The 23,606-nt window shown below is 59.9% G+C and carries 19 protein-coding genes, 1 tRNA gene and 1 pseudogene; 7 read left to right on the top strand and 14 right to left on the bottom strand.

The features are described from left to right. Nucleotides 1-272 precede the first annotated feature (272 nt). Nucleotides 273-1,058 carry a hypothetical protein gene (locus tag XH96_RS07060; protein WP_246789986.1) on the bottom strand — a complete coding sequence of 262 codons (786 nt, stop codon included), beginning with the start codon at nt 1,056-1,058 and terminating at the stop codon, nt 273-275. A 69-nt stretch (nt 1,059-1,127) separates the two neighbouring features. Here XH96_RS07060 and XH96_RS07055 point away from each other — a divergent pair, with 69 nt between their 5' ends. Then, the gene (locus XH96_RS07055; protein ID WP_194391706.1) at nt 1,128-1,847 is read left to right on the top strand and encodes a hypothetical protein; all 720 of its coding nucleotides are present in this window, start codon (nt 1,128-1,130) and stop codon (nt 1,845-1,847) included. A gap of 298 nt (nt 1,848-2,145) precedes the next feature. Here XH96_RS07055 and XH96_RS07050 read toward each other — a convergent pair whose 3' ends face one another. The 4 genes from XH96_RS07050 to XH96_RS07035 form a co-directional block, all read right to left on the bottom strand. Beyond that, the gene (locus XH96_RS07050; protein WP_194391704.1) at nt 2,146-2,601 is read right to left on the bottom strand and encodes a hypothetical protein; all 456 of its coding nucleotides are present in this window, start codon (nt 2,599-2,601) and stop codon (nt 2,146-2,148) included. A 63-nt stretch (nt 2,602-2,664) separates the two neighbouring features. After that, a complete protein-coding gene (locus tag XH96_RS07045) occupies nt 2,665-5,838 on the bottom strand; it encodes a type I restriction endonuclease subunit R (protein WP_194391702.1) in 3,174 nt (1,057 codons plus the stop codon). Beyond that, nucleotides 5,838-7,103: a restriction endonuclease subunit S gene (locus XH96_RS07040; RefSeq protein ID WP_194391700.1), complete on the bottom strand. Its 1,266-nt coding sequence runs from the start codon at nt 7,101-7,103 to the stop codon at nt 5,838-5,840. The genes XH96_RS07045 and XH96_RS07040 overlap by 1 nt, the downstream gene beginning before the upstream one ends. Continuing rightward, nucleotides 7,100-8,659: a class I SAM-dependent DNA methyltransferase gene (locus XH96_RS07035; protein WP_194391698.1), complete on the bottom strand. Its 1,560-nt coding sequence runs from the start codon at nt 8,657-8,659 to the stop codon at nt 7,100-7,102. The genes XH96_RS07040 and XH96_RS07035 overlap by 4 nt, the downstream gene beginning before the upstream one ends. A 135-nt stretch (nt 8,660-8,794) precedes the next feature. Here XH96_RS07035 and XH96_RS07030 point away from each other — a divergent pair, with 135 nt between their 5' ends. Beyond that, nucleotides 8,795-9,466 carry a recombinase family protein gene (locus XH96_RS07030; RefSeq protein ID WP_194391697.1) on the top strand — a complete coding sequence of 224 codons (672 nt, stop codon included), beginning with the start codon at nt 8,795-8,797 and terminating at the stop codon, nt 9,464-9,466. Nucleotides 9,467-9,788: 322 nt separating this feature from the next. On the opposite strand, the gene XH96_RS39780 is transcribed toward XH96_RS07030, so the two are convergent. After that, nucleotides 9,789-10,499 (bottom strand): transposase, encoded by a 711-nt coding sequence (locus XH96_RS39780; RefSeq protein ID WP_371740157.1) that lies wholly within the window; start codon nt 10,497-10,499, stop codon nt 9,789-9,791. Between the two features lie 254 nt (nt 10,500-10,753). Between XH96_RS39780 and XH96_RS07020 the strand changes: the two genes are divergently transcribed. The 3 genes from XH96_RS07020 (at nt 10,754) to XH96_RS07010 (ending at nt 14,025) form a co-directional block, all read left to right on the top strand. After that, nucleotides 10,754-10,951, top strand: a complete 198-nt coding sequence (locus tag XH96_RS07020) for a hypothetical protein (RefSeq protein WP_194391693.1) — start codon at nt 10,754-10,756, stop codon at nt 10,949-10,951. A 154-nt stretch (nt 10,952-11,105) separates the two neighbouring features. Further along, nucleotides 11,106-11,528, top strand: a complete 423-nt coding sequence (locus XH96_RS07015; protein ID WP_194391691.1) for a hypothetical protein — start codon at nt 11,106-11,108, stop codon at nt 11,526-11,528. 565 nt (nt 11,529-12,093) lie between these two features. Next, nucleotides 12,094-14,025: a hypothetical protein gene (locus XH96_RS07010; protein ID WP_194391689.1), complete on the top strand. Its 1,932-nt coding sequence runs from the start codon at nt 12,094-12,096 to the stop codon at nt 14,023-14,025. 184 nt (nt 14,026-14,209) lie between these two features. Here the strand turns inward: XH96_RS07010 and XH96_RS07005 are convergent, their stop codons facing one another. From XH96_RS07005 to XH96_RS06990, 4 genes are all read right to left on the bottom strand, one after another. Continuing rightward, nucleotides 14,210-15,706: a DUF1254 domain-containing protein gene (locus XH96_RS07005; protein ID WP_194391687.1), complete on the bottom strand. Its 1,497-nt coding sequence runs from the start codon at nt 15,704-15,706 to the stop codon at nt 14,210-14,212. Between the two features lie 505 nt (nt 15,707-16,211). Beyond that, entirely contained in the window at nt 16,212-18,059 is a 1,848-nt protein-coding gene (locus XH96_RS07000; protein WP_194391685.1) for a site-specific integrase, read from the bottom strand. 88 nt (nt 18,060-18,147) lie between these two features. Further along, nucleotides 18,148-18,222 (bottom strand) — tRNA-Glu (locus XH96_RS06995). A gap of 57 nt (nt 18,223-18,279) precedes the next feature. Beyond that, complete coding sequence (locus XH96_RS06990; RefSeq protein ID WP_194391683.1) at nt 18,280-18,624, bottom strand: hypothetical protein; 345 nt, start codon at nt 18,622-18,624, stop codon at nt 18,280-18,282. Here XH96_RS06990 and XH96_RS06985 point away from each other — a divergent pair. After that, on the top strand, nt 18,623-19,630 hold the full coding sequence (locus XH96_RS06985) for an RluA family pseudouridine synthase (protein WP_194391681.1): 1,008 nt from the start codon (nt 18,623-18,625) through the stop codon (nt 19,628-19,630). The two genes, XH96_RS06990 and XH96_RS06985, sit on opposite strands and share 2 nt — an antisense overlap. Nucleotides 19,631-19,848: 218 nt before the next feature. Continuing rightward, the gene (gene rpoH / locus XH96_RS06980) at nt 19,849-20,748 is read left to right on the top strand and encodes an RNA polymerase sigma factor RpoH (RefSeq protein WP_061880464.1); all 900 of its coding nucleotides are present in this window, start codon (nt 19,849-19,851) and stop codon (nt 20,746-20,748) included. Between the two features lie 326 nt (nt 20,749-21,074). Here the strand turns inward: rpoH and XH96_RS39610 are convergent. The 4 genes and pseudogenes from XH96_RS39610 to XH96_RS06960 all read right to left on the bottom strand — a co-directional run. Next, nucleotides 21,075-21,210: pseudogene (locus tag XH96_RS39610) on the bottom strand (nuclear transport factor 2 family protein); the annotation flags it as partial. 58 nt (nt 21,211-21,268) lie between these two features. Then, entirely contained in the window at nt 21,269-21,868 is a 600-nt protein-coding gene (locus tag XH96_RS06970) for an NADPH-dependent F420 reductase (RefSeq protein ID WP_194391680.1), read from the bottom strand. Between the two features lie 32 nt (nt 21,869-21,900). Then, entirely contained in the window at nt 21,901-22,653 is a 753-nt protein-coding gene (locus XH96_RS06965; protein ID WP_194391678.1) for an SDR family NAD(P)-dependent oxidoreductase, read from the bottom strand. A 49-nt stretch (nt 22,654-22,702) separates the two neighbouring features. Beyond that, nucleotides 22,703-23,437: an SDR family NAD(P)-dependent oxidoreductase gene (locus tag XH96_RS06960; RefSeq protein WP_194391676.1), complete on the bottom strand. Its 735-nt coding sequence runs from the start codon at nt 23,435-23,437 to the stop codon at nt 22,703-22,705. Between the last annotated feature and the right edge of the window lie 169 nt (nt 23,438-23,606).

Genomic DNA, 23,606 nt, shown 5'->3' with positions numbered 1-23,606 from the left:
TACAAAACTGGCCCGGCGCTGAACGCCTTCAGCCGCGTGTTCGACGCCAGCAGCGCGAGAGTGAGCGGGGAGTCGCGAGGCCAACACGTCGAAAAACCGGGCATGCTGGATCGTGCACAAGCCTCGATCCTGTCCCCGGAAATTACCTCAGGGCTTCAACGGCATGCGCGGTCGCCGGCGCGAGAGTGGCGCGCCATTCAGAATAAAACTGCGAACTCGTATGTGATTGATGTTCCGGTGGTATTCGACAAGGCGCATCGATCGAGATTCGATCACCGCGCGTCCGCAAGGGCCCGCGGCTCGACGAGCAGGCCCTGTCGTTCGTAACGGCGGCGCGTTCTGCTGAAGCGTACGACGACGGCATATCGGGCACTGTTCGCCTTCACGCGCCGCGTGAGCAGGGCATCGCCTGCCGGCAGAAATTCGAGATCATCGAGGCCAACGCAGTGCAGACACGCCGGGCCGGGAGGCTCCATCATCAGGAGACCGCCGGTGCCGCCGCAGCGATGGCATGTCCACTCCCCGTTCAACGGCTGGATGACCACCAGTTCCGGGCCGCGGCTTGCCTTCTCAGCAAGGCGTTCGCGCTTCGCCTCGGAGAGTTGCGGCGACACCCAATGTGTCCGATATGACGCCTCGATCCCGGGATCTCCGCTTCGACTGAAGCGCAACTCCCGGCGTTGCGGCGTACGATCGACATAGGCTGTGGGGCTGGCGATCAGTCCTGTCGCTGTCGCCCAGGACTGGAACAACTGCATGGCTTCGGCGATGCGCGACGGATCGATTTGGACAGCTTCCTCCAGGCAGGCGAGCTGCCCGCGCTGCCAGTGCTCGACCGCTCCGGGATCAAGCCACCCGATCCCGATGAGGATGTCGGTGGCGCTCACAAATTGCCGGGCGGCCAGCGCCCTTTCGCCTGCCATGGAGATGCGATCGCCAAGTGGAACCCGATTCTTCCGGCCCATTGTAACTCTCGGTACGCACCTTCCAATCAACGCCGGACCCGACCCGCCAGTCTCGAGGGGGCGGATCAGTTTCACACTGTCGATAATGGGCACTGCTGTTTCGCGAATCAATGCGCATCGCTAACGATGACGAAGGCTGGCGACCCAACCCGGGAGAGTTTCATGGCACTTCCCCTCGCCCAACAGCAGTCGATCTTCGCCTCGGGCGCCGACATGCCTTCGACGCGCGAGGAGATCCTTGCCCGCTACCTGCACCTTCGGGAAATCTCCAAGAAGGTTCACGAGGAAGTCCTCAAGTGTATATCCGCCGATGCCTTGCTGAATCACGCACGCAGGCTCGGATTGGCGCGAGGAAAGACGTTGCTTCTCGAAGACATGGACGAGATGTACTACGTCTATGACCTTGCCATTTATACCGCACCGGCGGATCGTTCGCGGGCGATCGATCGCTACACGAAGTCAGCCAGGTTCGAGGCGCAGTCCGACGAAGGGGTGATGCTGGACGCAATGCGTCGGTCGCAGTTCGCGATACTCATGATCGAGCAGCGGCACGACGAGGTGGGCCTGATCGCCACCGACGTTATTCGCAACTCGAAAGTATGGCTGGTCGACGTCGGGCTCGAAAGTTCGATGGACGATGGAGAACTGATCGCCACCAGGCTCCTTACCCCTGGGACGTTCTCGATGACGGCCGGCGCCATGGTCCCGTTTGAAATTGAGATGCTCGATCCGGTTTGCAGGCTGCTGCCGCAGCACCTGGGCAACAGCAGGCCGAGCCGGATAGTCGACGACAGGCGCTTCGCCGAAGCCGTCTACAAGGTGGCGCTGGCGGGCAGCGTCATGGATCGCATGGGATATCTTGATATCCCCGATCGGCTCTGATCTCGGATCGGCGGGTTCGCGAACCGGTGAGCACCCAGCGCCAAGAGACGAGCGATCAAGTGTTGCGCTGGGGAGGATGCTTTCTCAGCGCAGCGAATGGACAACTGAAAGGGAGCGGCCCGCGCCCTAGTCCAGATCGTAAATGACCGCGGAATTGCAGCGTGGCGCTCCCTAGGGGAAACGAAGGGCAACCGATGAAGGCACTGAGAACAAAGAACAAATCAGCTTAGCTGCTTTGTCATTGCTACCACCAAAAGCTACCACTCGCAACTTCGAAGCGGATCGATCTGCTGCCACCTCACCACCATCTGAACTGCTTCGTAATATCCCATTCCCGCTTGAGCAATTTGCGTGCGAGTAACGTGATCTCAGCGGCGGCCGTAGCCCAATGTGTCTCTAGCCCTACGGCAGGAAGGCCACCCGTCGTCTGTATCCTTTCTAGTGACGCGATGAACTCGTCATCTTCCCTCTTATGCTTATTTTCATTGGGATTAATCCGCATCTTGATGCGATATAGGATTACACTGGCCTCATTCCCCATGGCGAACAGCTTCCCCGGCTCCTCTTCCATTTTTGCTGCGTGAAACCAACGCTGCGTGATGCCCAGGTAGCTCGCGATATCTTCCCTCAGAGAGTTTATCCAAGCCTGACGAAACTCGGAGACCTTCAGACGCTGCGATAGCCGGCCTGCGACGACCGATACAGTCACACCGGCCACGAACGATATTAACGCAACCAGAATGCTCGTTCCCATGGACATCACCCCGCCACCCCGCCGCGATCTGGTTCCCCGTAGAGTTTCCCGACGGTCTATAAGTTACACCGTGCTTCTTGCTGCCGATTGTGCCTGCTGTCGAGCAAAGATGAACGCCCACACCGCATCCACTTTCTCGTTCCAAACTGGCTCAGGGTATGGCTCTTCTGGCAGCTCGTTCAAGGTGAACCGTATCGTACTCTGAACACCGGCCCGCGTCTCCTGCTTCGTCTTCCAATCTGCGATGGCGAGCTGCTCTTCCAATTTCTCTAGGAGGTCCCGCGCGACCTTCTTTACAGCCACTTCCTGCGCCTTGGTGAGCTTCGGCTTGGGTTTGGTGAGCAAGTCGAAGACGGCCAGTTCTTCCTCGGTGAGACCTTCACGCGCTGCGCGTTGTTCCTCTTCCTCCATCTCGGCAACGAGCGCTTTGAGCGCCTCGAAGAAGGCTTCTACGCCAAGTGTGCCGAGGTTGTAAGTCTCGACGAGCTTCTCCAGCTTCTCCACAAGGTGAACGCGCGTCGGATTGTGGGCGGCCATGTCGTGCGCCTTCGTCTCGACATCGGCGCGGAGCTTCTCGGCGGAGGTTCGCGGTCGGCTTGCGAAGAGCTTTGCGAGCTTGTCAAAGTCGATGGCCGACAGATCGACACGACCTCCTGCTTCGTCGCCCTCGATGATAGGCGCGGTGATAGCGACGCCCTCGATCCGTTCGTCCAAAAGCGCCTCAATCTTACCCGCGACCGCGGAGATATCCACCGGACCGAGCTTCCCGCGAATGGCCTCGGCGACGACATGAAGGGTTGCTACCGGTTTCAGGTACGGAGCCGCCCGCTCGTCCGGCAGTAGTGCCTTATAGGCTCGCACCGCTGCGCTCGTCACACGAAAGAAGCCGCGCCGCCGCTCATCCGGTGCGACAAGCGCCTCGACTGCTTGACTGATGAGCGCGAGCCTCGCGAGCTTGTCCGCACGGAAAATGGCGTCCACATCCACTCCAAACCTCTCACAGAATACGCGGGCTTCTGCGAGCGCCTGCTCCAGTCCCGAGACAAGTTCGTCCTTATCCCTGATTGGGTGGCTCTCGCTTCCCTTCTGGGCGTAAATAGCGAGAGCCTTCTGGAGGTTCTGGAAGACCCCCACATAGTCCACGATGACGCCCGCGGTCTTGCCCGGCGAGCGGCGGTTGGCACGCGCGATGGTCTGCATCAGCGTGTGGTTCTTCATCGGCTTGTCGAGATAGACGGTGCTACATGTGGGCACGTCGAAGCCGGTGATCCACATCGCGCAGACGAACACGAGACGTAGCGGATCGTCGGGGCTCTTGAACTTGCTCTCAAGGTCCTCCTTCTGCATCCGCTCACGATGAGGGAGGATATTGAGCCCCTTCTGTTTCAGATCATCGATCTCGTTCTGCGATTGGCTGACTACGACGGCCATGTCTACGGAACGCATCCAGTCGAGACGCTCGGCGAGACCGGACCGCGCCTCCTCCGGAGCTTTGACGAACTGTTCCTCCCTTGATGCCAGCTCCGCTGTCCATGCCTTGCGGACCTTGTCGTGCATCCGCACTGCCGTGGCCTTGTCGATGGCGACGAACATCCCCTTGCCGAGATAGCCTCGGGCGGAGAAGTGGCGCACGAGGTCGGCGGCAATCTCGTCAAGACGGTCGTTCCGTGTGATCAGGTGATATTGCTTGCCGAAGGTTTGTTGGAGTTTTTTCTCCTGCTCCTCATCAAGCTCCGCGTCATCTAGCAGTGCGTCCAGTTCGTCCTTCAGCTCTTCGGCAGCAAGTTGCAGCTCGGGCTTCCTCGCCTCGTAATAGAGCGGCACCGTCGCGCCATCGGCGATAGACTGGGCGAAGTTGTAGATAGAAACGTAGTCGCCAAAGACCTCGCGTGTCCGCTCCTCCTGCCCAGCAATCAACGGAGTTCCGGTGAAACCGATGAAGGCCGCGTTCGGCAGGGCCCGCCGCATGTTGGCGGCGAGTTGGTCGTATTGGCTGCGGTGCGCCTCGTCGGTGATCACGATGATGTCCGCGCGTTCTGACAGAACCGGCATTGGCTCGCGATCAGCCGTCGAGAACTTGTGGATCAGCGTGAAGACATAACGTTCTTGGCCCGCGAGCAACTCACGCAGGTGGACCCGACTTTGCGCCTGACAGTCCTTGAGGAGCTTGGTGAGCGCCCCGGTAGTAGCAAACGTCCCGGCGATCTGGTCGTCCAGCTCCTGCCGGTCGGTGATGATCACAAACGTCCAGTTGCCGCCAAGCCTTCGCAGTACTTTCTCGGCGAACATCACCATCGAGAGGCTCTTACCGCTGCCCTGCGTATGCCAGAACACGCCGAGACGGCCCCGATTATCGCCGATCTGTTTCACCGCCTCGATGGCGCGGTTCACGCCGAGCACCTGATGATATTTTGCAACGACCTTGTGCAGTCCGCCGCGCGCGTCGTCAAACAGCAAGAAACTCTCTACCAGGTCGAGAAGGCGCGAAGGCTCGCAGGTGGCCCGCAGCATCGTCTCCAGAGCCACGCTTTCTGGTCCGTCTTCTTCCAGACGTTTCCAAGGAGCAAAAGTCTCGAATGGCGCATGGCTTGGGCCCATGAGAGCCTCCAGCCCATTGGACAGAATGGTGAAGCCGTTGAAGTCAAACAGGCGCGGAATGGTGTCGCGATAGTCCCGCAGGTTGGCCTCGTAGGCTTCCTGAATGGGCTGGGTGAGGTCTTTCCATTCGATGAGCAATAGCGGGATGCCGTTGACGAAGCCGAGGGCGTCCGGCCGTCTCTTGTAGAGGTTGCTCTCGATCCAGACCTGCGACGCGAGAAAGAAGTCGTTGGTGGGAATGTCCGTCCAGTGGATGACACTAACGCGCTCGTCCTTCAGTGAGCCGTCTGGCCGTCGTACTTGAACCGCGATGCCGTCGCGAAGAAGTCTGTAGACCTCGCGGTTTGCTGCTATCGGCAGCATCGCGGATCGGTCGGCAGTGAGCGCAATCTCGGCTTGTTGCAGTGCTTCATCCGATAACGACGGATTGATCTTGCGAAGCGCAGCGCGTAGCCGCGCGGGCAAGACAAGTTCGCGGAAGGAAAGACGGCCAGTTGGGTTCGGTGGTCCCGGCTCTTCCTTGAACAAGTCGGCGTGGGTCCAGCCCAGATCTACCAGCAACTCGAGGCCCGGTTTCTCCACCAGCTTGTCCTCGCTGGTGATGATGCCCGAGAGTGAGTTCTGAGGAGCTGAAGCCATCAGGCGACGGCCTCCAGTCTTTGTTCAGCAGAGGAGACAGAAACTTCGCCGGAGATGAGCAGGGGCAGAAGGAGATCACGGGCGTTCGCGAGCTTGCCATTTGCAAGAGAAATCCGCCGAATTAGCTCATGAATGGGAGTGGCCGCATCGTTGTACTGTTTTCGAAGATGTTGTGGCGGCATCAAAATTCGAAGCCGCTTGAAGTCGCGCAAAACGATGCGTGGAATAGCCGCCCCCGATTTCATCTGCTTGATTGCTGCGCTAGTCGCATCAGACTTCAAAAGAGCAACGAGGTACTCCCGTTCGAAGTCAAGAGGTGGCCGTAGAATTGCTATGGAGGACAGAAGGACGAGCGGCATCTCCCTCCACATGAGAAACGTATGCTTGTTAAGGTTCGCTCCGTCCTTTGCGATCAAAATGTCTCCGACGATGGGTTGGCAACCGTTTCGTACAAGCTCGTCAAAATCCTCGGTGGAAATCCGGCGGCATTCTGAGAGATCGAAGTCCCAGTCCCGCATGTCTTTCACGGAGGCCATCATCTGACCTGCTTCGACTGATGGTGGGCTGGAGTGCGAACCGTCCGTGATCTCTTGGCAAAGCTCTCCCAACGAGGTCAAGCTCCATCCCTTTGGTAGTCGCCCTTCCGGCGTTTCGACCATCGTATGGTCTTCGTCGCCTGGAAAGCGGAAGCGGACGAACCATTCCTCGAACAGCCGCCGCGCCATCTCCTCCAGCAGCGTAATTCGCCGCTGGTTCACCTCGATCAAATCGTCATAGGCTCCGAGGATGGACGAGATGCGGCGTTGAATAACGAGCGACGGGAGCGAGGGGATCGGAAGGTTTCGAATGTCCTTCATATTAAGATGAGGGACGGTTGCTCCGATAGCTGCCGCCTTAAATCGTGATTGAGCGTAGTCTCCGAGCAAATAATAGCAAAGGAAGGCCGGGTCTACTTTCGTCGGGTCGGGTCGAACCAACACTGTCCTCTGCCCCAAGCAGACCTTCTGGTGTTGCTGAATGATCGCTACGTTTCCGACAGGAGCTTCGCGAGCAATGATAAGGTCATTTGGCTGCGGGATGGCGCGTTTGGCCCATGCCCTGTAGGTTGCTTCGTCAACACGATTGACGCCGTCGAGCTGCAGTCGTCCGCGCCCGACGTTTGGCGTTCTTATGGACGGGTATCCATCGGAAGCAAGCGGAGCAGTCTTATGCTCGCAGTCGACAATAAGTATGCAAAGATCGGCTAACAATCTGGCCAGCTTCATGTGTCCAACAACTCTGCTACGTTGATAGCGATTTGGCTCTGCAACCGCGCCGCTTCCGCATTGAGACCCTCCAGCTCTTCCTGTAAGGCTTCCAACTTTTCCTTAAATTCCTCGCTATCATGTTTCTTGCCAAGTGCGACGCCGACAAACCGGCTGGGGTTCAGGCTCCAGTCCTGCGCTTCAATATCCTTGCGCGAGGCAACGTTGCAGAGGCCGGGAACGTCGCGGTAGCGCCCGTTCGGAAAGGCTTCGGACATGCGTGGTTCGCTGCCAGCATCCGTCTCGACTTCCTCGCCACGCCACAGCCTGACGATGTTGCCCACGAACTCGATCTGATCCGGGTCGAATGTACGATGCGCTCGCGTCACCTGACGGAAGAGATGTCGCGCGTCAACGAACAGCACCTTGTCCTTGCGTGGCCCCTGTACCTTGCCCTTGTCGAAGAACCAAAGTGTAACCGGCAGAGTGACGGTGAAGAACATATTTGGGCCAACGGCGACAATGCAATCTACCGCGCCGGTATTGATCAGCTTTTTCCGCAGTTCCCGCTCGCTGCCGGCTGCGTCGGATGCGCTGTTCGCCATGACAAAGCCTGCGCGGCCAGTCTGGTTCAGCGCGGCACAGAAAATATTGATCCAGAGATAGTTCGCGTTGTTGACGGTGGGTAGTCCGAGCGGAAACCGCGCGTCCACCTTGCCCGTGTCGCTGACCAGCTTCGCAAGGTCCACCTCCGGTTGGTTGAATGGAGGATTGGCCATCACAAAATCAAAGCGGCCGACCAGCTTGTGCGGATCGTCGTAGTAGGTGTTCGCCTCGCGGATGTCACCAGACAGCCCGTGGACCGCGAGGTTCATGCGGCAGAGGCGCAGCGTGTCGGACATCTTCTCGATGCCGTAAATACTGATCTCCTTGGACGGCGACTTGTGGTGTCGCCGCACGAACTCCGCCGAATGCACAAACATGCCGCCCGAACCGCAGGCTGGGTCGAGTATCTTGCCGTGATAAGGCTCGATGATCTCGACGATGAGCTTCACGATGGATGCAGGCGTGAAGTACTCGCCGCCCTTCTGCATGAAGGACGAGGCGAACTGGCCCATGAAGTACTCGAATATGAGACCGTAGGCGTCCCCATCGATCTCCAAGGGTGCCAGGAGGCGAAGCAATTCTTGCAAAACGTCGTTCGGCAGCCCCGCATAGCCCAGCGGAAGAACCCCGGCCAGATCAGGGTTAGTATCCGCAATCGCCTTCATGGCGGCGTTCAGTTCGGCTCCAAGGTCGGCTGTGCCGGGTAACGAAAGGAGCCGTGAGAAGCGGGCATTCTCGGGCAGGAAGATAGCGCCCTTGGCCTGATAGTCCGCGGGGGCAGGTTTCAAGCGGCCTTTGTATTGCGGAGCGAGCTTGGCGTGGACAGCTCCGAACTTGGCCTCCATCTGCCGCAGCGCGATCAGCGCCAGCACGGGCTGGGCATATTGGTCGGGCCGAAGCGCGCTGTTCGTCCAGAGTTGGTCGGCGGCAGCGAACAGCCTCCGCGAAAAATCTTGTAGGTCGGTTGCCACTAGTTCCCCCAATGCACGCAATGCTTGTCCATTATCCATAGTCCAAGCAGGCCCGGAAGAGCCACCATAGTATGCTTGTATAAATTCTAAACGGTCGATAAGGTTCTTTACAGAATAGCTCTGGAGACCTTCGGCGTGTCAACAGCACTTCTCATCACCTACATACGCGTCAGCACCACCAGCCAAGGCCGCTCTGGCTTAGGCATCGAGGCACAACGACAAGCCCTCGCCCATTTCGCTGCTGCTGAAGGATATGAGGTGGCCCGCGAGTTCGTGGAGGTCGAGACCGGCAAGGGAGCGGACGCGCTGGACCGCAGGCCTCAGCTCAAGGCTGCACTGGCGGCGGCACGGAAGCTCAGGTGCCATGTTGGGGTGGCAAAGCTCGACCGCCTCAGCCGCGACGTTCACTTCATCTCTGGCCTCATGGCTCACAAGGTGCCGTTCCTTGTGGCCGAGCTTGGTCCCGATGTTGACCCCTTTGTGCTGCACCTCTTTGCCGCGTTGGCTGAGAAGGAGCGCGCGCTGATCTCCACCCGCACCCGGCAGGCCCTCTCGGCCGCCAAGGCTCGTGGGGTCACCCTCGGCAACCCAAAGCTCCAAGTGGCCCGCAAAAGCGCGGTGGAGGCTGTGACGACCGAGGCCAACAAGTTCGCAGCGAACGTTCTGCCTATCATCCGTGAGGCACAGAAGGCCGGAGCCAGCACACTGCGGCAGATTGCGGACGCTTTGAATGCGCGAGGCATCCCAACGGCTCGTGGCGGTCAGTGGTACGCGCAGTCCGTAGCAAACATCCTCGAACGGGCTTGAGACTGACGATTACGCCTGCTGCTTGCTTCACCTTTCTCGCAGCCCTCGCGGCGTCATTCGAGGGCACCTATGGCCCCTGCGGCGTTCGGCGCGCTCGCATTCTGGTTCGTCGGGCACGGCTGGTAGTCTACTGAGGCTCCCTAAATGAGCCTCTCCCAACGCGCTGGATCCTAATTTGGCCAACCCGGCCACCCTGACTTCAAACTGTTCGGCTTCAAGGGGCAAGCCGCCGCCAGACTTCACGCAGCAGCGGAACTTTGGCTCGAAGCTCGGACACACCTCGGGGCGGTCGTCATTTCTCGAAGATAGAGAGTTCGGCCTACTACGCGCGCGCACCATTTGGAAGACGTATGCGGACCTTTTGGAAACGTCGCCGATGCCACTCCCATCCACTCCGCTTCTTCCTCGCCGCTCTGGCTTCGGCTTGCTCAACATTTAGAACCACCATCAGGAGCCTCTCGACCCTATCAAGGTTTTCTTGTGGCAGCGAAGGGTTCTCCTTCGAGCGTAGAACACCGGTCGGGATGGGTGTGGCTGATGCGTCCAGCTTCAACCGCTCCTTCCATCGCACATAGCTTTGCCCCACCCTTGCTCTGTGCTTCGCGTAGCGGGGATTCTGCGGAAATCTAAGTCGAGGTTGAGGTCCCCGAGCTTTCACGACGAACTCAGTCACTGGCGGCCCAAATCGTTTCTTGTCCAGCAGCCCCTTGTAAGTAACCAGCGTATCGGACACGCGCTCCAACATGCGAGCCGCTGTTTTGTAAGTCATGTGGAGGGCCTCGGCCACTTCAGGGACGCTCAACGTCCGGCTACCGGTTTGACTGAGAACATACGCCAAACGCATCCAATGCACGTAGGACACTCGTGTACGTTCCAGCGCGGTGCCGACAGTCACTGAAAATTGCCGGCGACATGCTCTGCAGTGACGCAACCCCGCGCGACGCGACTGCTTTTCGCCACCGATTTCGAAGCTCTGTTGCTTCGCATGGCAATGAGGACATACGGGACCGTCTGGCCACCTCAGCGCCTCCATAGCGGCTCTCGCCGCATGTTCATCGTGAAAGACAGGATTGTCGGAGAAGAAAGCGGTCATCTCCGCGCGCCCTTACCAAGTGCGTTTTGCTAAGTCCACTAATTTTGTCGTTTCGCTCAACAATACCGAGCAAAATCAATTCACTAACTGTCGAAGGTGGCTCCCTTACGACACAAAGGCGCCTTCAGAGCTCGCAAAATGGAAATCAGCGGAACTGCAGGCGTGACCACCACCCCACTACTCATGGAACTCAAATGACATCTCCTACGAACGACACCGACCTCGAACAAGATGAGCTGAACTGGGATGAAGCACTCGATTGGCTCTTCGGAGAGCTTGAACTCTGCGAGTGCGATCCTGCCGAGAACGAATGGCAGGCTGGCTACGAGACCGCGCTTCGCGATTTCTTCTCCCACCTTATCGGGCGCGACCCGAGCGAAACACTGCACTGAGCAACCAATGCAGAAATCAAAAAGAGAAATGACAACCACGACCAAATCTCGCCCACGAAAGAAGTCTGCACGGGGCAAGGGAGCCCCGAGGGCCACTCAAGCTACATCAGCGCGCCTCAAGGAACTCTGGGCTACTCCCGAATTTCGCGAGAAGATGAAGCACCGAGATCAAGCGCGGATCGCGGCTGCGAAGGCCGACCCGACCAAGTTCTACAGATACGGTGTGCCCGATGGGATGCGCCGCGCCGAAGCAGATCACCTGTGGGCACGAGCAAACGAACTTGCCGATAGATTCATCGAAGGCCTGAAGGCGAAAGGTGAACTGCCTGACCTGCCCCGCCAGGTTGCCAACAACAGCGACGGTGGGATCTTCGTGCCGCCTACTGACGAAGGAAAGGCCGAGGGTGCCCTGCGGGAAGCCTTCGTGCTCGCTGTCGGACCATCGACCCCACGAGTGAAAGCTCAAGCCGCCAACATCGTCCTCGCGTACACCAAGGCCAAACCAACCAGCAAATACGCACTTCTGCGGGATAGGCCCGAAGACTTTCTGAACACAATTATCAGCTCGGACGACTGAGCAGACGCGAGCGGCACTAGCCGCGCAGGGCAAGCACCAGAGGCCACAAATGGGAGATCATAGAAGCCACTGGTGAGCCTTGGGCGACCGACAGGTTGGTGGCCTGAAGCCTGCTGGTCTGCACGAGAGGGGAACGCCGCAGACCAAGATCAACTAATCTCTACGTGTAGCTGTTGTCTCGCTGACCACATCCTATAGCTGACGTCACCTTCCGGGCTTCTGAAAGCCTTGGACTAACACCAACAAACAACCCAACCACAACATACCCGGTAAGGGCTCAGGGGACTCCACTGAGGCGTTCTTGATTGGGTGATGGCTGTTGCCGCACCAAGACGCTCAAACGAACCCTACGGGCTCCCTGTGGCCCACAAGGCAAGCTCAAAGACCGCCGCGGTTCGAGCTTTTCACCGTCAACTCTCTCACACCCCGATCTCCCCCTCAAGCTCCACCTTGATTGTTCTCTTAGGAGAAAAAGGGGGAGGTTTTAACAATCATCAAACATGACACTTCCTGACCGTCCTTTGGTCGGATGAGGGGTCGTGTTCAATTCAAGGACAATTCTGCTTTGCAGACCTCTATCGACCAGCACGGGCTTGCTCTCGTGCCGTCGCAAATCTTCCTGAACCGTATGGTTCAACACTGGTCCGAAATCTCTGACGGCTACATGCCAGCCACACCAGCCCTCAAGGAGGCTTGGTGCGTCTTCGAGAGCAGGTCCAGAGAACTGATCATCAACAATGCGAGTGACAGTCCCTTCAAGCCTTCTGTGGTGGTTCCTCTTCCAACGGGCTCAGGTAAGACCGAGGGCACCTGTGTTTACGCAGCTCTCCAAGCGGAAGCCAACGCGAAGGGCGAAGGGACGCCAATCGGCACTCTGATCGTCACACGGCTTATCAAGGACGCTGACAGCTTGGTGCAGAAGATCAACGCAATCGCTGGACGTCCCGTAGCGGTCACCAGTCACACCGAGGGTAAGCTCAAGGCCCACGAAATGGCCGAGGCGGACGTCTTGGTGATCACCCACGCCGCCTTCATGCGCGCCTGCTGGTCGTTCGGGTCGGGCTCAGAGGAGCGTTGGAACTCGCTCTACTCGTGGGCTGGAGGCAAGCGCCATCTTGTCGTGGTGGACGAGGCCCTGCTGAACTCAGTTAGCCACCATCGGGTCAGCAGCAAGGACATTGAACTGGTGTTGCGAGCGATACCGCACGAGGACAGGGACAAGTTCGGAGGTGCTATCAAAACACTGACGAACCTACAGCGCTACCTCGACAAGCGGGAACAAGAGCAAGCCCGCGGCGATGCTCAGACGGTGCCTCTGTGGGCTCAGGGCTTCCCCGAGCACGCCTCGGAGATTGAAGCTCTCCACGAGGCTTTGGGCACTGTCGAGTTCGATCCCGACCTGTTCGCCGAGGATGCTGCACACAACGTGTCAACCGTGCTTGAGGCGGTGCAGGTCATGCTCGAAGAGTTCGCCTACTATCACCGCAGCGGTGCCCAACACACCCTGAACTCTGCGCGCTACATCATCCCTAAGGGCATGCCGGGTGTTCTGGTGCTGGATGCAACAGCTCGCTCCAACGTCACTTATGAGCTACTGGGCGGCGGTGTCATGATTGCCGATGTACCTCAAGGCATTCGCAGCTACGAAAACGTGACCCTGCACGTCGCGCGCACGACCTCGGGCATGGGCAAAACCAAGATGGAGAAGACGAAGCATACACGCCTGCCCCGCCTCGCCGCTGAATTGCGAAAGCAACTGCCAGAGGGAAGAGAGGTGTTCCTCTGCGTCCACAAGTGCGCGAAAGACCTGGCTGGCACTTACAGCACAAAAGAACTGCCGTTGCAGGTCGGCTACTGGGGCGCTGTGGACGGGAAGAATGATTGGCAACATTGCAACGTGGCTGTGATCTTCGGGCTCTACTGGCAAGATCCGACGCGGCCGATCAACAACGTGTTCGCCATCGACGGGCCCAAGGATGCCTCGTGGCTCAAGGCTCCCCGCCACGGCGAACACGAGGACATCTTGGCTGTCATCTCTCAGAAGGACGTCTCGGCATCAGTGATCCAAGCCATCAACCGCATTTGCATCAGGCGTGTAACCGATACTGAGGGGCGTTGCGCGGAGGCCGATGTGTACATTGTCCTACCCAAGGACTGGCGTGGAGACGCCATCCTGAGAGACATCCACACGAACATGCCGGGGCTCAAGCAGGTTGTATGGGAGTTCGAGCCTGATGGGCCAAAGGTCTACGCACCGCGCAGCAACTCCGTCGCTCAAGCCGTAATCGAGCTGATGCGGACACGCGAGCCGGGGCAAACGCCTCTGTCGTACATTCGCACTCAGCTATCGCTGACCAGCAGACAGTTCGGAAGACTCAAGGAAGACCTTGCGAAAGTCGCCAGTAATCTTTCGGCCGCGCTTCGTGAACTGGGAGTACTCTACAAGGTCGAAGGGCGAGGTTCCGCCACCAAAGGCTACCTCGTGAAGGTAACGTAAGAAGGCCAAGGTCGCACCCAAGGTTTTCCAGTCTGGAGCCCCAGGTGCGGCCCTTTCTTTCAGAAGCTCAGCACATTGTCCGCTTACAGGTGAACAGCGGTCGGCCGCAGACCGCGCCGGGATGATCGCGATGGGCCAACACTTGAGATGAGGAGGCGCGCGCCGAAGCTGCAACTCCTCCTTGCTACAGCGGCTCAATCTCGCCGGGCCGCCAAGTCTTGTCGAACCACGGCTGGAGCGGACCGTAGAGGCGCAGGAGCGTGTTCCATCCCTTGCCGGGGATTGTCTGCACCCAGTTGTTCTCCTTGCCGGCCGGCGCCTTGGGCCCGAAATAGATGTCCACTGACCCGTCCGCGTTCGGCATGAGTTTCGGGTTCTGGCTGGTTGCGGCTGGCCAACGTTGATCGGTCTGGAGCATCGAGCGGGTCTGATTGTCGTAGAGGATGACCGACCAGAATTGCTTGACTGGGATGTTAGGCGGCAAGTGCAGCTTGTAATTTTTTCCGCCGTCAAGTGGCTTGTTTTGGCTATCAACGAACGCGGCCATGTACTGCGATCCCTCGCCAACCGACTTCGAATCCATCGCCGGCGTCACGCCAGTCGCGTAGAAGAAGAATGCCGAGTAGGCATCGAGAATACGCGCGCCGTTTTCCTCGAACTTGTAGCCGCCGAAGAAGCCCGTCCGCCACGCGCTGTTAGGATAATAGTAGCTCTCCTTGATCCGCAACCGGCCATTGATTGCACGGGCGGTGGCATCACCTACCAAGGCGGCTTCGGTCAGGATTTTTTTCATCCGTGCATCGGGCGCGAAGGGCTTACCCTTCTGGATGCCAACCGATGCATAGAGGCCGAGTGTGACCGGGTCAACTGTATCGGTCGGCTCCTCCTGCACAACCTGATTCAGATACTCCCAAAAGGGATAATCTCCCGGCGCCAGCGTACTAAATGCCTTGCCGGAAACATGCACGAAATTGAGTTTCGGGGGATTGGCAGCATCTTTCAGGCGATAGATTCGCGTGTGCTGTTCGACCGAGTCGACGCCCGGCTTCGGATCGCCGTTCACCAAGAACGAGCGCCACGGAACCCAGACGCTGAAGGTCGCCGGCTTCACGACAAAGTATCCGCTCGGCACCTCGCCGTTGTAGCCGGGCGGCAGGATCAGGTATTTGCCGCCCACACCCTTGTCCGGCCCGACGAGCCCGACATCGGTAACAAAATTGTACCACATGTCGTTGATGAGGCCGAGCACATTGGGTGGCACTTCGAGCACCAGAGGCCCGTCCCGCAGGTCGAGCCAAAACCACGTGTACGGCGTGTTGTTGTTTGGGGTGAGAAAAAGCGACTTCGAGTCCATCCTATCCTCGAAGATCGGCACCGTTAGATTGAACGGACCCAGTTCTGCGATTCCCTTTCTGTTTGCGAGCTGATTCACTGGAGCCAGGGCCAACAGGTAGGCTTGGACGGCGTGTTGGAAGTCCAGATTGTCGTAGAGCTTTTCCACGGTCGCATCGTCGGGAAAGCCGTCGAAGAAGTTCAGCGTCCCGAGGCGGGTCTCCACCTTGTCCGGGATTGCAACGCCCGGCGGTATCGGCGTTTGCATTTTGTATTGCTGAGCGTTGAGCGGAATTGCCGAGAGCGCCACGAAAGACAGCGCAGAAATTGCTGAAGCCATCAATTTCATGATACGGCCCTTCTTCTCAGATTGCATAAAACTATTCTGCGGAGATCCCACGTCGGGATTTCGTGCAGGTTTACAAATCTCGCAAAACGACCAATTAACGTCTGCCAGCGCGATTGACCGGGCCACCGCGATTTACAGTCCCTGCACCCACCACCGCTTGTCGCGCAACGGGCCGCGGCCGCAGCACTACGCCCGGCCGTACGACGCAATTGGCGGGATAACCAACGTATGTGCAGTATACCACAGCGCTGGCTTTCTCAGTGCTCGCGGCCACGAACCCGGTTATGAGCAGGGTAGCCGCTAATGCGAATGAGAGCTTCATTTTGGTCTCCCTCCGTTTGGAACGACTAATCCCATTAAAATCGATGTTCGCGTTGACCCAGATCAACAGGTCAAAAGCTCAACGTCCGAAATGGTCAAACTGCGAGCTGCCGGCTCCGGCGCCGTCCGCTCCTCGCGCGTCAGCCGACGCGGTTCTCGCAAACCTCAGAGCAGCCTTGGGGCATCATCGGGACGCCTTGGTGCCGCGGGTGCGCTTAACAGGTCCCAACGTGCGGACACGCGACATGTCCAGACCGGGATACGAGATTTCATCAACTGCTCGCTTGAGGGCTTCGGCACCCCAACGGCGCAACATCTCCTTGGCCCCGTAGGTCCGACCAACTGATTTCCCGCTGCTTCGCCCTGTCAGGGCGTCCCGCAATTCTTCATCAGGCGTGGTGCGCCGGAGTGCATCCTGAAAGCCATGACGGAAGCTGTGGTAGACCTTGTTACGGTCATTGATGCCCAAGTGATTTCGTAGATAGCGGCCCCACCATTTCGACCAAGCGCTCAGTGCGCCCTTCTGATCGGGGGCGACCGTAGGGAACAGCCAAGCTCGCTCACCCTCTTTGCGCCGTGCAGCCACGTATTCAAGAAAACCGAGCGCAGTGAGCTGCGGATGCACAGGCACGACGCGCTCCGAGGTCTTTGTCTTGAGCCGCCGTCCTGCCTTGGTGTCACGCGTAAACCACATGAGCGGAACGCCTGTCTCCTCGTCCTCACGGACGTCAGACACACGAAGACCAGCGTACTCGGCTTGGCGCGCTCCGGCGAAGAGTGCGAGCAACGGCAACCATAGCGCAGCCTCGCCCTTCCCGCCGATGGGGAGCTTGTACTCGGAGAACAGAGGAGCGTTGAAAATGGTTTGCAGGTCGCGGGCATCGAACGGCTCGCGCTCGGATTGCTCCTCCTCAAGCCGCATTTCGCTGAACGGATCAGACCACGGAGCATCCTCGGGGACTAGGCCCGCGTGGTGGCCCCACCCCGCAACCGCCTGCACGGCGCCCAGTTGCTTGTTCACGGTCCCCGGAGAGACTTTTGCGACGGATGGGTGCTTACGCCCGTACTCGCTCAATTCCGGCAATGATGCCTTGAGGAGCGAGCCTTTACGCGTCTTGGGCACCGACTGAAGCGCCTCACGGAAAGTGCGAGCGTGAGAGCGTCTCATCTCCGAGACCCGAAGGTTGCCGTGGAGTTGGATAAACATCTCAATAGCGCGTCCGTATTCGTGCACCGTACCCTCGGGCCTCTCGCGCTCTTTCTTCCAGCCCTCGAAGGCTTCGCGTAGCGTGCCTCCCTGTTCACCCGTAAGAAGCTCAGGAAGCACGTAAGCAGATGGGGGTGTCTCAATCGGTTCACCCGCGTTCCGCCTCTCGATGTCCCTGAGAGCGCGAACATAGGCTGCCAAGACCGCCATACCGAGCTTTCGGTATGATTGGCTTTTTCGGTCAACGTTGAGTTGGAAATCATTCATCAGTTCGTCCAGTTCCTCACGGATGACGCTGATGTCACCGCGAGCCAAGGCAGGAGGAACGATGGCCAGTTCGTATTCGAGTGTGCCTGCGCGCTTCAGAACTTCGCGGTCCGATAGCCCCGCTTCTGGCGTGACGCCAACGGCAAATGGGGTCTGGTACTTGATACCCGCCGCACTGAGCTGCTCCGCAATGCTTTGAAACAACGGCTCGGAGCCGGTGCCCTCGCGGCGCTCCTCCTCGTCATTCGCCAATCTCCCCGCGTAGAATGCTTCAGCCATTCGCCTTATCTGCGCATCTGTCAGGGATGGGATAACAGGACGTTCCTTCAGCAGCGCCTCGGCATCCGCAAGCGTCCGGTCGAACTCTGCGAGAACATGCGTTGCGGCCACGTTCGCCGCCTTGAGGTTCTTGGTGCCTAGCGACTTCTTGAGGAAGACTTGGCGTTCCCGGCCTGAATTGAGCACGCGGGCGACCGCCTCTTGCAATCGTTCTGGCACTCGCCGTTGGACGTAGTAAGTCCCGTGTCTATCCTTGATCATTCCCATCAGCGCGCGCATCAAAGCTACGTCCAAGTGCTACCACCCGAGCGCAGTCAAAGCCATGATTTGCTAGATGTTTTTGAAATCTCAGCGCTTCTAGAGCCGCTGGCGCTCCCTAGGGGAATCGAACCCCTGTTTCAGCCTTGAGAGGGCCGCGTCCTAACCGCTAGACGAAGGGAGCGTGAGGGCTAGCCAATAACCTCGAAATTTGTCCGCCGCAAGGACCCCGACGGGCCTTTTACGGCTCATTGGCGAATTTCAGCTTTCCGGCCGGCTTCAGGGTGTGGGCGTCGAAGGTGCGGATCTCGGTGATGCCGCCGACGTCCAGCGTGACCACGAGCCTGTCCCCGGCGACGCCGGTCGCGACGATCCTGGCGCCCTTCGGCAGGGTGGCGGTGACGTCGCCTAGCGGTTCGGGCGCCCTTCCCTCCGACTTGAAAAGGCGGTAGCCCACCGCGATCAGCACGGCGCAGATCGCCAGCGCCGTGGTCAACCCCGCGATCAGCATCATCCGCCGCACCCGCGCGAACAGCGCGGCCTGCTCGGGGGTCGGTTCGGGAACAGCGGTATCAGACGTCGTCATGGAAAGCTCTGGGTCAGCGCAAAGGTTGGAGGTCGTGGTCGCCGGCGACGAGGGCTCGGCCCGGCTCGACCGCGTGCTGGCGGCGCGCCGGCCGGAGCTGTCGCGATCGAGGCTGAAGGCCCTGATCCTGGCGGGCGCAGTGCACCTGAAGGCCTCCGCGGTCCGCGACCCCGCTTATCACGTCAGTCCCGGCGATACGATCATAATCGACGTGCCGGAGGCGGCGCCCGCCGAGCCCAAGGGGGAGGAGATCGCCCTCGATATCGTGTTCGAGGACGACGACATCATCGTCATCAACAAGCCGAAAGGGCTGGTGGTGCACCCCGCGGCCGGGCACGAGACCGGTACCCTGGTCAACGCGCTGATCGCCCATTGCGGCGCCTCGCTGTCGGGCATCGGCGGGGTGCGCCGGCCCGGCATCGTGCACCGGCTCGACAAGGACACGACGGGGCTGATGGTGGTCGCCAAGAACGACCTCGCGCATGCCTCGCTGTCAGCCCAATTCGCCGACCACGGCCGCACCGGCGCGATGCGCCGCGGCTACATGGCCTTTGCCTGGGGGGTGCCGAACCGGCATCGCGGCACGGTGGACGCGCCGATCGATCGCCACCCGCATGCGCGCGAGAAGATGGCGGTGCGCCAGGGCGGCCGCGAGGCGGTGACGCATTGGGAGATCCTGGATAGCTTTGCCGGGCGCGACGGCAAGCCCGTCGCCGCCCTGCTCGCCTGCGAGCTCGAGACCGGCCGCACCCATCAGATCCGCGTCCACCTCGCTCACACCGGCCACCCCCTGATGGGCGATGCGGTCTATGGCCCGCATTTCAAGACCAAGGCCAACCAGCTCGGCCCTGAGGCGCAGGCTGCTTTGGCGGCACTGGGGCGGCAGGCCCTACATGCTTACCTGCTGGTATTGGAGCACCCGAGGACAGGAGAATTACTCCACTGGGAGGCGCCTCTGCCGGAGGATTTGCTTCTCCTCGAACGCACCCTCAAAGCGGCGCTATGACGCAGGCCGCTTCAGAAAGCCTTTACATTACAAAAAGTTATAGCTGCCACACGGGGACGTGACGTCAGCAATCCTTCCCTTTTCGACCCCCGATAGGGTATATTGCGTCTGCGTTGAAATGACCAACGCGGAACATCGCAGCTACGGCCGGCTTTAACACAGCGGTCGTCTGCCTGGCCCGCCGCTATCGGGGGCCTGAACCTTTTGGAGGGCGCACTATGGCCCGTACCGCTGCTTTGCCGGTCCTTAATGGAGAATCCGGCCTTTCTCGCTACCTCGCCGAGATCCGCAAGTTTCCGATGCTGGAACCCCAGCAGGAATACATGCTCGCCAAGCGTTGGCGCGAGCACGACGATCGCGACGCGGCGCACCAACTCGTTACCAGCCACCTCCGCCTCGTGGCCAAGATCGCCATGGGCTATCGCGGCTACGGCCTGCCGATCTCCGAGGTCGTCTCGGAAGGCAATGTCGGCCTGATGCAGGCGGTGAAGCGTTTCGAACCCGAGAAGGGGTTCCGTCTCGCCACCTACGCCATGTGGTGGATCAAGGCGTCGATTCAAGAGTACATTCTGCGTTCCTGGTCGCTCGTGAAGATGGGCACCACCGCGAACCAGAAGAAGCTGTTCTTCAACCTGCGCAAGGCGAAGAGCAAGATCAACGCGCTGGACGAGGGCGATCTCCGCCCCGACCAGGTGAAGATGATTGCCAAGCGCCTCGGCGTCACCGATCAGGACGTGATCGACATGAACCGCCGCCTCGGTGGCGACGCGTCGCTCAACGCTCCGATCCGCGACGACGGCGAAGCCGGCGAATGGCAGGACTGGCTGGTCGACAACACGCCCAACCAGGAAGCCATGATGGCGGAGCACGAGGAGTATGATCACCGCCGTGACGCGCTGAACGGCGCCATGGGCGTGCTCAACCCGCGCGAACGCCGCATCTTCGAGGCGCGCCGTCTCGCCGATGAGCCGATGACGCTGGAAGACCTTGCCGCCGAGTTCGGCGTGTCGCGCGAGCGCGTCCGCCAGATCGAGGTCCGCGCCTTCGAGAAGGTGCAGTCCGCGGTCAAGGGCACGATCGCAAGGCAGGAACAGGCCGCACTGGAAGCCGCGCATTAAGCGGGCTTTCGCCGCGGAGACAGATTGGCGGATCGAAAGAGAGAAAAAGCCGGCGGCAACGCCGGCTTTTTTTGTTTGGTCTTGTGAGCGTCACTTCACGATCGATGCCATGCCTCCGCGAAGGTTAGGCATCCACTTCGCGACTCTCATAGAGAGATCTCGCGCTCCGAGATACCAGGCCGTGAACCCATAAATCGGCCGAGCTGACGGGGCACGAGGGTCGCTATGCCCCGGTAGCGAGCCACTAGCAGAGATCAAGCCATGTCTGCCCCGCTCCGTCATCTTGCGCTCAATGTCTTTCGATACGCGTCTCCCAGCGCTTCAGCCGCCAGCCCTGCATGTCCGCGGTGCATTCCGGCCAGCGGCCACTCCTCGCCCGGGTGATCCACTCGATGTCCTCGGCGACCAGCACCAGCAATCCCCCCTATCACCGCGACCGATCGCGGCGAAGAAGTCCTTCACGGTTGCATGTTGTTCTCGCGTGCGTCATGTCCCGGCCGGCGGGGACGTCGCGTGTTCATCAGTCGAACTTGACCAGGTCCTTGAAGATCAGTTGGCCCCAGCTATTTCCGCGCGCCTGGACCAGCAGCCCACCTTCCGAAAGCCCGCCAAGCTTGATCGGCGCGAAGCCGAGATCTTCCGCAAGCGCACCAATCTCCGCTGCGGCGTCGGCATCGTCGCTCGCCAGGAACACGACTCTTCTGCCACCATGTACGGCCGGATTTTGATCAAGGACGGCAGCGGCCAAATGATTGAAGCCCTTGACCAGTCGACCGGCAGCGAAGGCCTGCGCGACGGCCTTGGACGAGGGCTGTCCCCCCAGTTTCTCGGGGGACACACCGTAGGCATTGGTCACATCGACGATCGTCTTCCCCTGCCAGCTGGGCAGCGCCTTCGCAACATCCTGGTGCGACTCGAAACGGACGGCCAAAAGGACGATGTCCGCCTTTACCGCTTCCGCCAGTTTTTTGGGAATGATCGTGGGTCCGATCGCGGCCGCCGCGGATGCAAAGCTTTCCGGGTCGCGCGTGGTTGCAACCGATACTTCGATGCCTTTGCGGGCAAACGCTTTCGCCAGAGCCCGGCCGATATTGCCGAAGCCGATAATTGCGTAGCTCATGATGTCTCTCCGATGTCGTGTTAATGTCGGCGTCAGACCTGCGCCATGCCCCCATCGACGGCGAGATCCACGCCGGTGATGAACGAACTTTCATCGGAGGCAAGGAACGTGACGGCAGCCGCGATTTCCTCTGGCTTGCCCCTGCGACCCATTGGGATCTGTGAAGCAAATTGACCGGCCGCTTGCTCTGCCTGCTCAGGGGTAAGGCCCGTCGTTGTCTCCAAGGCAGGGGTCTCGGTTGGTCCGGGGCTCATCGTATTCACGCGGATTTTGCGGTCTTTCAGCTCCAGCGTCCAAGCGCGCGAGAAGTTGCGCACAGCCGCCTTGCTCGCGGCGTAGGCGCTAAACCCTGGCAGCCCCAACACGTTCGAGACGGAAGAGTTCAGGATAATCGAACCGCCGTCTTTGAAGAGGGGAAGGGCTTTCTGCACCGTAAAGAACAGTCCCTTCACGTTCACATCGAAGGTCTGGTCAAAATGGGCCTCAGTAGCTGCCGCGAGCGGTGCGATCGTCCCCGCGCCCGCGTTTGCGAAGAGAATATCGATGTGACCATGTTTCTCTTTCACGACGGCATAGAGTCGGTCCAGATCTTCCAAGCGCGACACGTCGCCCACGACCGTCGTAACGTTTCTCTCGATGAAGGCCGCGGCCTCCTTCAGGTCTTTCTCTCGTCGCCCGGTGATCACGACGTGCGCACCTTCTTCCACGAAGCGCTTGGCTGTGGCCAACCCAATCCCGCTGCTTCCGCCCGTGATGACTGCGACCTTATCTTCCAGTTTTTTCATGATCTCTTATCTTTCGTTGTGTGGGCCAGGCACGGGACCGCGCCGGGGGTCAGAGTTGCGCTAAGCCGCCGTCGACGGCGACTTCGCTGGCGGTCATGAAGCTGCTGTCCGACGACGCGAGAAAGGCGGCCACGGCCCCGATCTCCGCCGGATCGGCCATTCGCTGGAGCGGAGTCATCGAGGCGAAGACCTTCTGCCCCTCCTCGCCGAGCGCTTCCTTTGCGAGTTCGGTCGCTGTCGCCCCGGGCGACAGCACGTTTACTCGGATGCCGCTGCCCTTCAGGTCCTCGGCCCAGGTCCGTGCGAGATTGCGCACGGCCGCCTTGCTCGCGCTGTAGGCGCTCATTGCCGGCGCGCCCGTGGTGCCGGCACTCGATCCGGTCAGGATGATCGAACCGCCCAGGCCCATCAGCGGCAGCGCCTTCTGGACGGTGAAGATCGTACCCTTCACGTTGGTGTCGAAAGTTTCGTCAACGTGTGCGGCGGTGATCTCGCCGAGCCGAAGCTGGCTTCCCGCCCCGGCATTGGCGAAGACGATGTCGAGGGATCCGCGCTCGGCCTTCACCGCCGCGTAGAGTCGGTCGAGGTCGGCCAGATCGGAGACCGAGCCCCTCACCGCGCGGAGTTTGGGCCCGAGGTCGGCCACAGCCGCGTCGAGCGCTTCCTGTCTGCGGCCGAAGATGAAGACGAACGCGCCTTCATCGATGAAGCGCTTTGCTGCGGCGCGGCCGATTCCGGTCGCGCCGCCCGTGATGACTGCAACCTTACCCTCCAGCTTTCCCATGACTTCTCCTTTCGTAGTGTCGGAACAGCATCTGCCCCCGAGAACCTCGACATAGGTCCCCCGGCGTCGGGCGTTGAGTGCGGAAGCGCGCACATCGGTGGTGCGAAATCAATCCGGCCGGGCGACTGACGTCAGCCGCGATGATCGCCGTTCGCCGTTTCGGAATTGG

This window comes from Bradyrhizobium sp. CCBAU 51765 (genome assembly GCF_015291725.1).
Classification (GTDB): Bacteria; Pseudomonadota; Alphaproteobacteria; order Rhizobiales; family Xanthobacteraceae; genus Bradyrhizobium; species Bradyrhizobium liaoningense.
Note: the sequence above shows the minus strand (reverse complement) of the source record. Positions and strands in the feature narration are given on the sequence as shown.